The organism is Streptomyces sp. NPDC001157 (genome assembly GCF_053598255.1).
Genome location: NZ_JBSFJW010000003.1, coordinates 140,430 through 154,580, shown reverse-complemented (window position 1 = coordinate 154,580; position 14,151 = coordinate 140,430). Strand labels below are relative to the sequence as shown.

Annotated in this window: 15 protein-coding genes; 5 read left to right on the top strand and 10 right to left on the bottom strand. The window is 70.3% G+C overall.

Annotated features, from left to right (window positions below):
- Positions 1 to 18: 18 nt before the first annotated feature.
- From fabF to fasR, 5 genes are all read right to left on the bottom strand, one after another.
- Positions 19 to 1,290 (bottom strand): beta-ketoacyl-ACP synthase II, encoded by a 1,272-nt coding sequence (gene fabF, locus ACWDAG_RS06835; RefSeq protein WP_450694527.1) that lies wholly within the window; start codon positions 1,288 to 1,290, stop codon positions 19 to 21.
- Positions 1,291 to 1,369: 79 nt separating this feature from the next.
- Positions 1,370 to 1,618, bottom strand: a complete 249-nt coding sequence (locus ACWDAG_RS06830) for an acyl carrier protein (protein WP_030931809.1) — start codon at positions 1,616 to 1,618, stop codon at positions 1,370 to 1,372.
- Between the two features lie 107 nt (positions 1,619 to 1,725).
- Positions 1,726 to 2,727, bottom strand: coding sequence for a beta-ketoacyl-ACP synthase 3 (locus ACWDAG_RS06825; protein WP_450694526.1), 1,002 nt, complete (start codon positions 2,725 to 2,727; stop codon positions 1,726 to 1,728).
- 21 nt (positions 2,728 to 2,748) lie between these two features.
- Positions 2,749 to 3,666: an ACP S-malonyltransferase gene (locus ACWDAG_RS06820; protein WP_450694525.1), complete on the bottom strand. Its 918-nt coding sequence runs from the start codon at positions 3,664 to 3,666 to the stop codon at positions 2,749 to 2,751.
- 89 nt (positions 3,667 to 3,755) lie between these two features.
- On the bottom strand, positions 3,756 to 4,961 hold the full coding sequence (gene fasR / locus ACWDAG_RS06815; RefSeq protein ID WP_450694524.1) for a fatty acid biosynthesis transcriptional regulator FasR: 1,206 nt from the start codon (positions 4,959 to 4,961) through the stop codon (positions 3,756 to 3,758).
- Positions 4,962 to 5,023: 62 nt separating this feature from the next.
- On the opposite strand from fasR, the gene ACWDAG_RS06810 reads away from it, so the two are divergent.
- Positions 5,024 to 5,692, top strand: coding sequence for a pirin family protein (locus ACWDAG_RS06810; RefSeq protein WP_450694797.1), 669 nt, complete (start codon positions 5,024 to 5,026; stop codon positions 5,690 to 5,692).
- Between the two features lie 240 nt (positions 5,693 to 5,932).
- Here the strand turns inward: ACWDAG_RS06810 and ACWDAG_RS06805 are convergent, their stop codons facing one another.
- Both ACWDAG_RS06805 and ACWDAG_RS06800 read right to left on the bottom strand, forming a co-directional pair.
- A complete protein-coding gene (locus ACWDAG_RS06805; protein ID WP_450694523.1) occupies positions 5,933 to 6,754 on the bottom strand; it encodes a serine hydrolase domain-containing protein in 822 nt (273 codons plus the stop codon).
- An 18-nt stretch (positions 6,755 to 6,772) separates the two neighbouring features.
- Positions 6,773 to 7,243 (bottom strand): GNAT family N-acetyltransferase, encoded by a 471-nt coding sequence (locus ACWDAG_RS06800; protein ID WP_450694522.1) that lies wholly within the window; start codon positions 7,241 to 7,243, stop codon positions 6,773 to 6,775.
- Positions 7,244 to 7,355: 112 nt separating this feature from the next.
- Between ACWDAG_RS06800 and ACWDAG_RS06795 the strand changes: the two genes are divergently transcribed.
- Together ACWDAG_RS06795 and ACWDAG_RS06790 are read left to right on the top strand one after the other, a co-directional pair.
- The gene (locus ACWDAG_RS06795; protein ID WP_450694521.1) at positions 7,356 to 7,796 is read left to right on the top strand and encodes a MerR family transcriptional regulator; all 441 of its coding nucleotides are present in this window, start codon (positions 7,356 to 7,358) and stop codon (positions 7,794 to 7,796) included.
- Positions 7,793 to 8,809 (top strand): aldo/keto reductase, encoded by a 1,017-nt coding sequence (locus tag ACWDAG_RS06790; protein WP_450694520.1) that lies wholly within the window; start codon positions 7,793 to 7,795, stop codon positions 8,807 to 8,809. The genes ACWDAG_RS06795 and ACWDAG_RS06790 overlap by 4 nt, the downstream gene beginning before the upstream one ends.
- Before the next feature lie 77 nt (positions 8,810 to 8,886).
- Here ACWDAG_RS06790 and ACWDAG_RS06785 read toward each other — a convergent pair whose 3' ends face one another.
- The 3 genes from ACWDAG_RS06785 to ACWDAG_RS06775 form a co-directional block, all read right to left on the bottom strand.
- Positions 8,887 to 9,741 (bottom strand): DUF4429 domain-containing protein, encoded by an 855-nt coding sequence (locus ACWDAG_RS06785; RefSeq protein WP_450694796.1) that lies wholly within the window; start codon positions 9,739 to 9,741, stop codon positions 8,887 to 8,889.
- Positions 9,742 to 9,798: 57 nt separating this feature from the next.
- Positions 9,799 to 11,016: an alpha/beta hydrolase gene (locus tag ACWDAG_RS06780; RefSeq protein ID WP_450694519.1), complete on the bottom strand. Its 1,218-nt coding sequence runs from the start codon at positions 11,014 to 11,016 to the stop codon at positions 9,799 to 9,801.
- A gap of 113 nt (positions 11,017 to 11,129) precedes the next feature.
- Positions 11,130 to 11,756, bottom strand: coding sequence for a TetR family transcriptional regulator (locus ACWDAG_RS06775; RefSeq protein WP_450694518.1), 627 nt, complete (start codon positions 11,754 to 11,756; stop codon positions 11,130 to 11,132).
- Between the two features lie 66 nt (positions 11,757 to 11,822).
- Between ACWDAG_RS06775 and ACWDAG_RS06770 the strand changes: the two genes are divergently transcribed.
- Entirely contained in the window at positions 11,823 to 13,442 is a 1,620-nt protein-coding gene (locus ACWDAG_RS06770) for an MFS transporter (RefSeq protein ID WP_450694517.1), read from the top strand.
- A gap of 279 nt (positions 13,443 to 13,721) precedes the next feature.
- A complete protein-coding gene (locus ACWDAG_RS06765) occupies positions 13,722 to 14,030 on the top strand; it encodes a small hydrophobic protein (RefSeq protein ID WP_450694795.1) in 309 nt (102 codons plus the stop codon).
- The last annotated feature ends 121 nt before the right edge of the window (positions 14,031 to 14,151 follow it).

Here is a 14,151-nt window from a genome sequence, read left to right as displayed (position 1 = left end):
CCCGCCGTTCACGGCAAATCAGACCGTCCGGAACGCCAGCACCACGTTGTGCCCACCGAACCCGAAGGAGTCATTGAGGGCTGCGATACGGCCCTCAACGGGCAGCTTCCGCGCCTCGCCCCGGACGATGTCCGCCGCAGCCTCCGCCTCAGGATCAAGGTTCTCGACATTGATGGTCGGCGGGGCAACCCGGTGGTACAGCGCCAGGATCGTGGCGACGGACTCGACACCACCCGCACCACCCAGCAGATGACCGGTCATCGACTTGGTGGCCGAGACAGCCATGTGGTCGGCGTCGTCGCCGAACACCTTCCGCAGCGCCTTCAACTCGGCCACGTCACCGGCCGGCGTCGAGGTGGCGTGCGCGTTGACGTGCACGATCTCCGCCGGGTCCAGGTCGGTGCGCTCCAGCAGGTTCTGCAGGGCGTGCGAGATGCCGCGGCCCTCGGGCTCCGGCTGCACGATGTCGTGGCTGTCGGCGGAGATGCCCTGGCCGACCGCCTCCGCGTACACGCGGGCGCCGCGCTTGGCGGCGTGCTCGGCGGACTCCAGGACGAGGACGCCGGCGCCCTCGCCGAGGACGAAGCCGTCACGGGCGACGTCGTAGGGACGCGAGGCGCCCTGCGGGTCGTCGTTGTTCTTGGACATCGCCATCATGTTGCCGAACGCGGCGATGGGAAGCGGGTGGATGGCCGCCTCCGTGCCACCCGCGACGACGACGTCGGCGCGGCCGGTGCGGATCATCTCGATGGCATAGCCGATGGCCTCGGCGCCCGACGCGCAGGCGGAGACCGGGGTGTGCACGCCCGCACGGGCGCCCACGAGGAGACCCACGTTGGCGGAGGGGCTGTTCGGCATCAGCATGGGGACGGTGTGCGGGGAGACGCGGCGTACGCCCTTCTCCTTGAGCACGTCGTACTGGTCGAGGAGGGTCGTCACACCGCCGATGCCGGAGGCGATGACGGCACCGAGACGGTCCGGGTCGATGGCGGCGTCGTCGCCGGCCTTGTCGGTGAAACCGGCGTCCGCCCAGGCCTCCTTGGCCGCGATCAGCGCGAACTGCGCCGAGCGGTCCAGGCGGCGGGCCTGCGGCCGCGGGATGACCTCGGTGGGCTCCACGGCGACCGGCGCGGCGATACGGACCGCCTGCTCGGCGGCCCACTCCTGCTCCAGGGGCTTCACGCCGGACTTGCCGGCGATCAGGCCCTCCCAGGTAGAGGCTGCGTCGCCACCCAGCGGTGTGGTTGCGCCGATACCGGTGACGACCACGGTGCGATTGGTCGGGCTCACGGGAATTCTTTCTCCAACGGATCGGGATTCAGCGGCGCCACCGCCGGGTGGCGGGGCAAAGCAGCCGGGCCTAGAAGGCTCAGGCCTGGTGCTTGAGGATGTAGTTGGTCGCGTCGCCGACCGTCTTGAGGTTCTTGACATCCTCGTCCGGGATCTTGACGTCGAAGCGCTCTTCGGCGGCGACGACGACCTCGACCATGGACAGCGAGTCGACGTCCAGGTCGTCGGTGAAGGACTTGTCCAGCTGGACGTCCTCAACCGGGATGCCGGCGATCTCGTTCACGATGTCGGCGAGACCGGCGACGATCTCTTCCTGAGTGGCGGCCATGTCAGGCGCTCCTTCGTAGTAATCCAGAGGGTGTGGCGCCCGCCGCGTCAGCGGCAGGTTTGCAGTGCTTTCCGCACCGGACCCGATGATGATCCGGCACGGAGTGCCTAGGGGAGGGTAACGACCGTCGCGGCGTACACGAGACCCGCCCCGAAGCCGATGACGAGCGCGGTGTCGCCGCTCTTCGCCTCACCGGTCGCCAGAAGCCGCTCCATGGCGAGCGGAATCGAGGCGGCCGAGGTGTTGCCGGTGGTGCGTACGTCACGCGCGACCGTGACGTGCTCCGGCAGTTTCAGCGTCTTCACCATCGAGTCGATGATCCGCTCGTTGGCCTGGTGAGGAATGAAGACGTCCAGGTCGTCCGGGGTGATCCCGGCCGCGTCCAGCGCCTGCTGGGCGACCTTCGCCATCTCGAACACGGCCCAGCGGAACACCGCCTGGCCCTCCTGCGTGATCGCAGGGAACTTGGCGACCGTGCCTTCGCGGTAGTCCGTCCACGGCACGGTCTGCTTGATCGTCTCGGACTTGTCGCCCTCCGAGCCCCACACGGTCGGGCCGATCGCCGGCTCCTGGGAGGGGCCGACCACGACCGCGCCCGCGCCGTCGCCGAACAGGAAGGCCGTCGCACGGTCCTCCAGGTCGGTGAGATCGGACAGCCGCTCCACGCCGATGACGAGGACATACTCGGCAGAGCCCTCGACGATCATGCCCTTGGCGAGGGTGAGGCCGTAGCCGAAGCCGGCGCAGCCCGCCGAGATGTCGAAGGCTGCGGCCTTGTTCGTGCCGAGCTTGTCGGCGATCTCCGTCGCGACGGCCGGGGTCTGCTTGAAGTGCGAGACGGTCGAGACGATCACGCCGCCGATCTGCTCGGCGGAGATGCCCGCGTCGGCGATCGCCTTGCCGGACGCCTCGATCGACATCGCGGCGACGGTCTCCTCGTCGGAGGCCCAGTGCCGGGTCTCGATGCCGGAGCGCGAACGGATCCACTCGTCGGAGGAGTCGATCGTCTCGAGGATCACCTCGTTCGGCACGACCCTGGTCGGGCGGTAGCCACCCACACCGAGGATGCGCGCGTACGGGGCGCCCTTGCTGGGCTTGATCTTCGACATCTTCGTACGGCTCCTTGGATGTCAGGCGTCGGCGTGCTCAGCGATGAGCTCGCGGGCCGCGTCGAGGTCGTCGGGGGTCTTGAGCGCGAGCGTCTTCACGCCCGGCAGCGCGCGCTTGGCGAGGCCGACCAGCGTGCCGCCGGGGCAGACCTCGATGATCGCGGTCGCGCCGAGCTCCTTGAAGGTCTCCATGCACAGGTCCCAGCGGACCGGGTTGGCGACCTGGCCGACCAGGCGCTGAAGCACCTCGGCGCCGGTGGCGACCGTCTGCCCGTCCTTGTTCGAGACGTACGTGAACTTCGGGTCCGCGGGGACCAGTTCGGCGGCGGCCTCGGCCAGCGCGTCGACGGCGGGCGCCATGTGGTGCGTGTGGAACGCGCCGGCGACCTTCAGCGGGACGACCTTGCGGACACCCTCGGGCTTGTCCTCGTTCAGCACGGCGAGCTGCTCCAGCGTGCCCGCGGCGACGATCTGGCCCGCGCCGTTCACGTTCGCCGGGGTCAGGCCCAGCTTCTCCAGGTGCGCGACGGAGACCTCCGGGTCGCCGCCGAGCAGCGCCGACATCCCGGTCTCGGTGACCGCGGCGGCGTCGGCCATGGCCAGACCCCGCTTGCGTACGAGGGTGAGCGCGGAGGCGTCGTCGAGGATCCCCGCGAAGGCGGCGGCGGTGATCTCGCCGACGCTGTGGCCCGCGACGGCGCCCGGCGTGATGGCACCGAGTGCCGCGGCGGACAGGATGCCGGCGGCGACGAGCAGCGGCTGGGCCACCGCGGTGTCGCGGATCTCCTCCGCGTCGGCCTTCGTGCCGTAGTGGGCGAGGTCCAGTCCGATGGCGTCCGACCAGGCGGCGACGCGGTCTGCGGCAGCGGGCAGTTCGAGCCAGGGAGTCAGGAAGCCGGGCGTCTGGGCGCCCTGGCCGGGAGCGACGAGTACGAGCACTCTCACACTCTCTCTTGAGGACGGCCAAGGCCGCCCGTGAGGACAGGGACGAAGAACACGAGGGGGTTTTGTGGACCCCCGACAAAAGACTAGGCGGGGAGATCCCCGTCGGCCAGACGCCCCAGGATCAGCGCGATCCGCAGCGTGAACGCGGAGCGTACATCGGAAGGTGACCAACCGGTGACGTCAGTCACACGTCGAAGCCGGTAGCGCACGGTGTTCGGGTGAACGAAGAGCATCCGGGCCGCGCCTTCCAGACTGCTCGCCTGCTCAAGATAGACGGAGAGCGTCTCCAGAAGCGCCGAGCCGGCCTCCTCCAGCGGTCTGTAGATCTCCTCCACCAGCTGCTCGCGTGCGCTCGGGTCACCGGCGATCGCGCGCTCCGGAAGCAGATCGTCCGCCAGCACCGGCCGCGGGGCGTCCTGCCAGGCGGAACACGCCTTGAGCCCGGCGGCCGCGGCCTGCGCGGACCGGGTCGCGGCCAGCAGATCGGCCACCACGGGCCCGGCCACCACGGGCCCGGCGGCATACGGCCCGATCAGCGACTTCGCGACAGCGATCGGATTGTCGCTGCCACCGGCGATGACGACGAGCCGGTCCCCGAGCACCCCGGTGAGGACCTGCAGCTTGGCGTGCCGGGCGGCCCGCCGGATCGCCTCCACCGTCAGCTCGGAGTCCCCGTCGGGGGCGGTCCCCAGGACGACACACACATGCTCGGGGGCGTTCCACCCTAGGGCGGCGGCCCTGCTGACGGCGCCCTCGTCGGCCTCCCCGCTGAGCACCGCATTGACGACGAGGGACTCAAGACGCGCATCCCAGGCACCGCGTGCCTCGGCGGCCTGGGCGTACACCTGGGCGGTGGCGAAGGCGATCTCCCGGGCGTACACGAGCAGTGCCTCACGCAGCACGCTCTCGTCACCGGGTGCCGCCACCTCGTCGATGGCGGATTCCATGACCTCGATGGTGGTGCGGACCATCTCCACGGTCTGGCGCAGCGTGATCGCCCTGGTCAGCTCGCGGGGCGCGGTGCCGAACACATCCGTCGAGATGGCCTGCGGGGCGTCGGGATGCCGGAACCACTCGGTGAAGGCGGCGATACCGGCCTGGGCGACCAACCCGATCCAGGAACGGTTCTCCGGAGGCATCGCCCGGTACCACGGCAGCGTCTCGTCCATCCGCGCGATGGCCTGCGCGGCGAGAGAACCGGAGGACTTCTCCAGTCGCTTCAGGGTCGCGGCGTGCGAGTGGACGCCGGGCGCGGCGGCTTCGGGCTTGCTCGTTTCGGGTTCGGGCACGGGGACAAGACTGCCTTATCCGGACGGGAGCGTGCGTCGCCGGGTCTACCGTGGAGTCCGTGATGGACGTACGGCGCGCTGCGGAGCGCTACCCAGGAGGCGACCCGGCAGCAGGCATCGAGTCGTGGCACGCCTTCTCCTTCGGACCGCACTACGACCCCGACAACCTTCGCTTCGGCGCGGTGATCGCCTGCAACGAGGAGCGCCTCGCGCCCGGTGCCGGCTTCGACGAGCACCCGCACAGCCACACCGAGATCGTGACGTGGGTGGTCGAGGGCGAGCTGACCCACCGTGACTCCTTCGGCCACGAGACGACGGTCCGTCCCGGCGACGTCCAGCGCCTGAGTTCGGCGGCGGGCGTACGCCACGTGGAGCGCAACGACGGCGACGAGCCGCTGACCTTCGTCCAGATGTGGCTGGCCCCCCGCGACCCCGGCGGCGACCCCGCCTACGAGATCGTCCACGGCATCGCGGACTCCACTCCGTACGCGGTCCCGGAGGCGGGCGCGATGCTCCATGTACGCCGCCTGGGGGTGGGGGAGCGGACGGCGGTGCCGGACGGGGCGTACGTGTACGCGCACGTGGTGCGGGGCGAAGTGACCCTGGACGGAGAGCATTTGGGCGTCGGTGACGCGGCCCGCATCACCGACGCCAAGGACATGGAGGCACTGGCCGCGACGGACGCGGAGCTGCTGATCTGGACGCTTGAGAACGAGGCGGGCCGGTGGTGACCGCGCCCAGGATTTTCGCCCCCGCCGCCCCTACCCGTCCCGTCCCTGGGGGCTGCCGCCCCCAGACCCCCGCTTCGGCCTGAACGGCCTCGTCCTCAAACGCCGGACGGGCTGAAAGACCAAGCCCCGCCCGGCGAAAATCAGCCCCTCCGGCGTTTGAGGAGCGGGGGTCCGGGGGCTGGCCCCCGGTACGGGACGGGTAGGGGCGGCGGGGGCGAAGAAACCCGGGGTCCCGCTACCTCAGCCCCGCAGCTCCGCCAGCACCGCATCCGTGAACACCGGCCACACCTCGACCGCCCACGGCCCGAAGGCCCGGTCCGTCAGGGCCACGCCCGCCACCCCCGCATCCGGGTCGATCCACAGGAACGTACCCGACTGCCCGAAGTGCCCGAACGTGCGCGGAGAGGACGAAGAGCCCGTCCAGTGCGGGGACTTGGAGTCCCGGATCTCGAAGCCGAGACCCCAGTCGTTCGGGTTCTGATGCCCGTACCCCGGCAGGACGCCCTTCGTGCCCGGGTACTGCACCGTCATCGCCTGCGCCACCGTCCGCGGATCCAGCAGCCGCGGCGCCTGCACCTCGGCCGCGAACCGCAGCAGATCCTCGACCGTCGAGACGCCGTCCTTGGCGGGGGAGCCCTCCAGGGAAGTACCGCTCATCCCCAGCGGCTCCAGCACCGCCTGCCGCAGATACTCCCCGAACGGGATGTCCGTCGCCTTGGCGATGTGGTCGCCGAGCTGCTCGAACCCGGCGTTGGAGTACAGCCGCCGCTCCCCGGGCGGCGCGGTCACCCGGTGCTCGTCGAACGCGAGCCCCGAGGTGTGGGCCAGCAGATGGCGGACCGTCGAGCCGGGCGGACCGGCCGGTTCGTCGAGCTCGATCGCGCCTTCCTCGTACGCGACGAGGGCGGCGTACGCGGCGAGCGGCTTGGTGACCGAGGCCAGCGGGAAGCGGTGGCCGCTCGGGCCATGGGTGCCGAGGACCGTGCCGTCGCCCCGCACCACACCCGCCGCAGCGGTGGGAACCGGCCAGTTTTCGATCAGCGCAAGGCTCTTCAGCGACATGCCGTCGAGCCTAAGCGCTCACAACGTGAGCTCCAGCAACGGGTCGGGCTTGGGCTTGAAGCCGAGGGAGACATAGAGCGGCTCGGCGTCCGGGGAGGCGGTGAGGTGCACGCGCGCGGCCCCGCGCTCCCGGAACCAGTCCAGCAGCGTGTCCATGCACGCGCGCGCGTACCCGCGACGGCGCGCGTCCGGGTCGGTCGCCACGCTGAAGACGAAGCCGACCGCCCCGAGCGGATCGCCCGCCTTTCCGATCCGGTAGTCGACCGTCCCGGCCACCAGCGCAGCCAGCGCCCCCGGCCGCTCGGGATGGTCGACGACGAACGCGGCGAAGTTCCCGTCCGCCTCGCCCAGCCTCTCCCGCAGCCCCGGCAGTGACTGCTCGTGCCAGTCCGTGGCAGGATCCGACCCCGGCAGCGCGTCGATCATCACCTGACGCAGCCGCAGCACTTCCTGCGCGTCCTCGGGCACGGCCCGGCGTACAAGACTCATGCCCCGCACGCTAGTCACCGCCGCAGCCCCATGTCCCGCCGATTTCTGCTGTGCTTGTTTCTTACGGGTTCCGCTTGCTTGGAGTGCACTCGAAGGCCATAGCGTTGAGGTCATGACGGTGATGGAGACCACGCCCACCAGGACCGACAGCTGCGGCGCCCCACCCCAGGCGCACCGGCGCCCCGAAGGCCAGGACAGTTACACGATCAGCGAGGTCGTCGCGTTCACCGGCCTGACGGCGCACACCCTGCGCTGGTACGAGCGCATCGGCCTGATGCCGCACGTGGACCGCTCGCACACGGGCCAGCGCCGCTACAGCAACCGCGACCTCGACTGGCTGGACCTCGTCGGCAAGCTCCGGCTCACCGGTATGCCGGTCGCCGACATGGTGCGGTACGCGGAGCTGGTGCGCGAGGGCGACCACACGTTCGGCGAGCGCTTCGAGCTGCTCGAGCAGACCCGCCGGGACGTGCTGTCCCGGATGGCGGAGCTCCAGGACACCCTCGCGGTGCTCGACCGGAAGATCAGTTTCTACGCGGAGAAGGTGCGATGACGGACAGCAGGATCCCGACCGTACGACTCGGCGCAGACGGCCCGCAGGTCGGCGTACAGGGCCTTGGCTGCATGGGCATGAGCTGGGCGTACGGCCCCTCCGACGCGGAGGAGTCGCGGGCCGCCCTGGAGCGGGCACTGGAGCTGGGCGTCACGCTGTACGACACGGCGGAGGGCTACGGCGACGGCGACAACGAACGCTTCCTGTCGCCGTTCTTCAAGGCGCACCGGGACGAGGTCGTCATCGCGACCAAGTTCGGCGTACGCGTCCCGGCGGGCGACCGCACCAAGCGGGTCATCCGCGGCGACGCCCCGTACGTCCGCCAGGCCGTCGAGGGCAGCCTGCGCCGCCTCGACGTCGACGTCATCGACCTCTACTACATGCACCGGCGCGATGTGAACGTACCGATCGAGGAGACCGTCGGCGCCATGGCCGAGCTGGTCGCCGAGGGCAAGGTCAAGCACCTCGGCCTCAGCGAGGTCACCGCCGACGAACTGCGCGCCGCGCAGGCCGTGCACCCGATCGCCGCCGTGCAGTCGGAGTGGTCCCTGTTCAGCCGGGACATCGAGGCCAACGTGGTGCCGGCCGCCCGCGAACTGGGCGTGGCCCTGGTCCCCTACTCCCCGCTCGGCCGCGGCTTCCTCGCCGGCTCCTTCTCCGACGCGGACAAGGACCTCACCGACGGCGACGTCCGCCGCACGATGCCCCGCTTCCAGGGCGACAACGCGGCCACCAACGCAACGCTCCTGGAACCGATCCGAGCGGTGGCCGAGGCCCACGGCGCCTCCCCGGCCCAGATCGCCCTGGCCTGGGTCCAGCAGCGAGCAGACGTGCACGGCCTGGCAGTGGCCCAGATCCCCGGCACAACAAAGCGCCACCGGGTGGAAGAGAACGCGGCGGCGACGGGCATCGTCCTCACGGAGGCTGAGTTGGCGCTCCTGGAGCCGATCGCGGACAAGGTGGCAGGAACGCGCTACCCGGACATGCGGTTCGCCTCTGCCGGGCGGGAGTAGATCTTTTAGGGGCGCGGGGAACCGCGCGACAAGCCACAACGAACCCGCACCAGCCAACGCACCGGACCCGGCAGACGCTAAAGCTCAGCCAACAGTTCCGCCTTCTTGACGGAGAACTCCTCATCCGTCACCAGGCCCGCCTGATGCAGCTCCCCCAGGTGCCGAATACGCTCAGCAATGTCGGCCGGATCGCGCCTCGGCGCACCGGCCGACACCACAGCCGCCGGCCCGGCATCCCGCACAGCGGCAAGCACAGCCGCCGCAAACGGCAACGACTCATGCACAGGCCCATACCCCAACCCGAACACCACAGCCGCCGGATCCTGATCCACCTGCACGGCCTGCGCAGCACCCCGCAGCAACCGCAGATGCCCCTCGAACACCTCCGGCGACCGCCACTCCACGCCGCTCAGCTCACCGACCGGAAAACTCTGGTCCCCGGCCTTCCACTTGGCGGACGACGCCCCCGTCCAGAACCACCGGAAGTGCACGGTCTTCCCGTCGAAGGACGCCTTCGCGTCATAGGCCTTGAACTGCCGGGGCGCCTCGGGCGCGGCCACCAGAAACCGCTCGGCGGGCTCGCCGTCCGCGGTCAGCAGCCCCCGCAGCTCGTCGGCGTAGTACTCGGCGAGAGCGTCCCGCTCGGCAGGCAGCACCAGCCGGTACGGATCGCACCCTTCCTTGAGCTGCCCCGCGGCCGCCTCCAGCAGGGGATCGGCCCCGGGCCGCACCTCGGCCCGCAGGACGACGGTGCCGCGCTTCCCGGGGGACAGCGTCACCCCGGAGATCGCCTCCAGGGGCACACGACGTTCCCCCAGCGCCTGGAACAGCTTGGGCGTTCGAATCCCTCGTTCGTAACGGATGAGCACAGAGTCGGACTCGAACTCCCAGGCGGCATGAAATCCGGCCAGTACGTCACCCATGCGGCTCATCGTAGGCATGACCCGCTCCTTCGTCTCCACCCCGCGCAGACCGCGGTTTCTGCGCCTCTACGCGCGTCCGGCCGCGGACGCACCGGACAAACCCTCCCGGCACACGTTGTCCTCGCGTGCGCAGCGCACCGACCGGTACGCGCCAACCCCGATCTCCGCGAAGTTCCGCACGCTCTCCGTGCCCGGCTCGAAGTACCCGGCATGCCCCTTCGCACCCTGCGCGGACAGCACCCGCGCGCCGAACGCGGCGGACACCGGGTCGGCCCCGTGGCCCAGCCCGCCGAGCTCCAGGTACGGCACGTCCTGCACCCAGTCCGTGGCGTCCCGCATCGCCCACACCTGGGCGGTGGTGTGCAGGTGGGAGGCGTTCGACACGCGCATGCCCGGGCTGGCCGCCACCGCTATGTCGGCCACCCGGCGCGGCAGTCCGGGCGCGGCGATGCCGCACACCACGGAGCCGTAGCTGTGGCAGAACAGCGAGACCGGCGCCTTGCCGGGCAGCCCGCGCAGCATCGCGTTCAGCCGCAGCGAGCCCTCCGCCGCGCGCATCGCCGTCGCCGAGTCGATGCCGAGCCCGGCCGGCGCCGTGTAGTCGGCCCAGGCGATCACGGCCGTACGCGTCGTCGGGCTCGCCGCCCGCTCCGCCGCGTACAGCGACCTGGCCATGCCGACGGCCGCCGAGTACGGGCGGTTGGTCTTCTGGAAGGTGAGCAGGTCGGTGTCGACGCCGGGGACGACGACCGACACACGCTCGGCCCGCTGCAGATTCCCGATCACCTCCGCGACCCGCCCCGAGCCCTCGGGGTCGAAGGCGAGGATCTGCCGGTCAGGCTGCAGCAACGACTCGTAGCGGTGCATACGGCGGCCTGCGTCGCGCTGCCCGACCGGCGAGAGCCGGCTGTCGTGCATTCGCCCCCGCTCGACCTTGCGCTGCTCGGTGAGCGCGAGACGGTTGGCGCGGTAGCGCAGCGCGACAGGCGCACCGTTCATGTTGCCGACCGCAAGGGGATAGCGGTGGGCGAGACGGCTGCGCTCCTGAGCGGTGAGCGAGGCGAAAAAGCGGGCGAGGCGCACGGGGGACGCGTCGGGGTCCGGCAGATGGTGCCCGTGGATGCGGCCGTGCTCCCAGGAGGAGATCGAGGCCTGCAGCGGAGTCACCGCGCGATGGCTGCGCAGGGCCGTCCAGCCGGTGGTCGCCAGCATCACGAACACGACGGCCAGCGCGAGCAGAGCGCGCCAGACGTTCAGTTGCGGGGAGGTGTCGAAGGAAGTCACTGGGAGGACACACTAGGAGAACGAGAGGGTCTCGCGTGAGCTGAGTGACGGGTATCACGTTTCGATAAACGTGGCGATGACCTCAGTGTCTGTCAATGTCCTCGCAATATGTCTCAGCGTGTTCGCCAGCTCTCGGTGAGTGCCGGGCCCACCTGTTCGAGGTACGAGATCGTCAATGCGCGCATCGCCTCGACGCTGAAGTCCTCACCGGTGGACCACTGCCGTTCCGTCACCCGCATCACCCCGCTGAAGACCGCCACCGCCAGCCGCGGCCGGGGGTCGGCTTCCACGTCGAGGCCCTCCCTCTCGGAAAGCACCCGCGCGATGGTGTCCTCGGTCTCCTCGCTGCGCCGCAGATGCGCGGCGAGCAGGACGGGCGTCGACTCGATCACCCGGTACATCCGCAGATACAGCTCGACCGGTACGACGGCCTCGATGACCTCGTGGAGCGTGTCCCAGCCCTCCAGGACCGCCTGGCGCAGCGCCTCCATCGGCGCCTCGCCCGCCGGCCGTTCGCGTACCGCCTGGAGGAACCGCGCCACCGCCAGCTCCTGCAGGGCGAGCGCGGCCTCCTCCTTGCCGGCGAAGTAGCGGAAGAAGGTGCGCTGCGAGACGTCGACGGCCTCGGTGATGTCGTCGACGGTCGTCTGCTCGTACCCGCGCGTGGTGAACAGTTCGACGGCGGCCCGCATCAGCGCGTCCCGGGTGCGCTGCTTCTTGCGTTCGCGGAGTGTTTCCATGTCCGTCAGTTACTGACTTGTGAATTGGTTTGTCAATTGTCAGCGGCTGTCACTAGCCTCGAACGCATGACTAGTCAGACCACCATCGACACGACGGGGCCGGGGGACAAGGCACCAGTGGCCCCGTCGGACGCGCCGGGGGCCTCCGGGCTGCGCGGCCACCCGTGGTTCACCCTCATCACCGTCGCCGTCGGGGTCATGATGGTGGCCCTCGACGGGACCATCGTGGCCATCGCCAACCCGGCCATCCAGAAGGACCTCAAGGCGAGCTTCGCCGACGTCCAGTGGATCACCAACGGGTACTTCCTCGCCCTCGCGGTCTCGCTGATCACCGCGGGCAAGCTCGGCGACCGCTTCGGGCACCGCCAGACCTTCCTGGTCGGCGTGACCGGCTTCGCCGCCGCCTCGGGCGCCATCGGCCTGTCGAACAGCATCGCCGCGGTCGTCACCTTCCGTGTCTTCCAGGGCCTCTTCGGCGCGCTGCTGATGCCGGCCGCGCTCGGCCTGCTGCGCGCGACCTTCCCGGCCGAGAAGCTGAACATGGCCATCGGTATCTGGGGCATGGTCATCGGCGCCTCCACCGCCGGCGGCCCGATCCTCGGCGGCGTCCTGGTCGAGCACGTCAACTGGCAGTCGGTGTTCTTCATCAACGTGCCGGTCGGCGCGATCGCCCTGATCCTGGGCCTGCTGATCCTGCGCGACCACCGCGCTGAGAACGCCCCGCGCTCCTTCGACCTGCTGGGCATCGCCCTGCTCTCGGGCGCGATGTTCTGCCTGGTCTGGGCGCTCATCAAGGCCCCCGCCTGGGGCTGGGGCGATGGCAGGACATGGACGTTCATAGCCGCGTCCGTCCTCGGCTTCGCCCTCTTCTCCTTCTGGGAGACGAAGGTCAAGGAGCCGCTGATCCCGCTCGGCCTGTTCCGCTCGGTCCCGCTCTCCGCGGGTGTGGTGCTGATGGTCCTGATGGCCATCGCCTTCATGGGCGGCCTGTTCTTCGTGACGTTCTACCTGCAGAACGTGCACGGGATGAAGCCGATCGACGCCGGTCTCCACCTGCTCCCGCTCACCGGCATGATGATCGTCGGCTCCCCGCTCGCGGGCGCGCTGATCACCAAGCTCGGCCCGCGCATCCCGCTGGCCGGCGGCATGGCGGCCACCGCGATCGCCATGTACGGCATGTCGACGCTGCAGACGGACACGGGCAGTGCCGTCATGTCCCTCTGGTTCGCCCTGCTCGGCCTCGGCCTCGCGCCGGTCATGGTCGGCGCCACGGAGGTCATCGTCGGCAACGCGCCCATGGAGCTCTCCGGCGTCGCCGGCGGCCTCCAGCAGGCGGCGATGCAGATCGGCGGCAGCCTCGGTACGGCCGTCCTCGGCGCCGTGATGGCGTCCAAGGTCGACAGCGACCTCGCGGGCAACTGGAAGGACGCGGGGCTCCCTCCGCTCACCCCGACCCAGCTGGGCCAGGCCTCCGAGGCCGTCCAGGTCGGTGTGGCCCCGGTCGCCAAGGGCACCCCGGAGACGATCGCTGCGAAGATCGCGGACGTGGCGCACGACACATTCATCTCAGGCATGAGCCTGGCGTCCCTGGTCGCCTGCGGAGTCGCGTTCGTGGCGATCTTCGTCGCCCTGCTCACCAAGCGCGGCGAGAACGCGGAGGCGGGTGCGGGCGCGGCCCACATCTGACGCGGGGAAGCCCGGCGAACCTGACGGGTTTTCAACGGACTTCGCCTATCAGGGTGAAGAAGCTAAAGATTCCTCGCATCCGCTGCGCACCGCAGGCCACAGTGGTCAAGCCCTCCCACACGGCATGTTCCTCGGGCAAGTTCGTACGGTGCGGAGGGCGACCGGTGCTGCGGCGCGCTGCCGGAGGGGGGCAGCGCGCCGGCAGCCCGAGGATTAGGAAGCGCATCGGGGGTACCCGCCTCGTTGAACCCCGAACAGACCCCGGGGTTCTGGGAGTTGATGATGGCGGGCTTCGGACACGGAACGCGCAGGCACCCCCGCTCACGTGGCCGCACGTGGTCACGGACCGGGCCGGATCGCGCAACGCTCGGAATCATCGGAACCATCTGCGCGGTCGCGGGATTCTTTGTGCTGGGGATCATCCTCGGCCCCCTTGCGATCGTCTGCGGCTGGCTCGCAATGGGCCGCACCTGGGCACGTTCAGGCCCAATTCCGGCCCTGGTCGCCCTCGTTCTGGGCGCCATCGACACGCTCCTGGCGGTCATCTGGCTGGCAGGAGCGGCAACCCCGGGGAACGGTCTCTTCTGACCCGGGGCAGTGAGGGAAGCCGCTGCGCCCGGCCTCGTGGCCGCCGTAGCTGCGGGCAATCGTGCCGCTAAGGGCGGCACGGGTGGGCGCAGCGGCACCCCGCAGGCGCGGGCAAGCACAC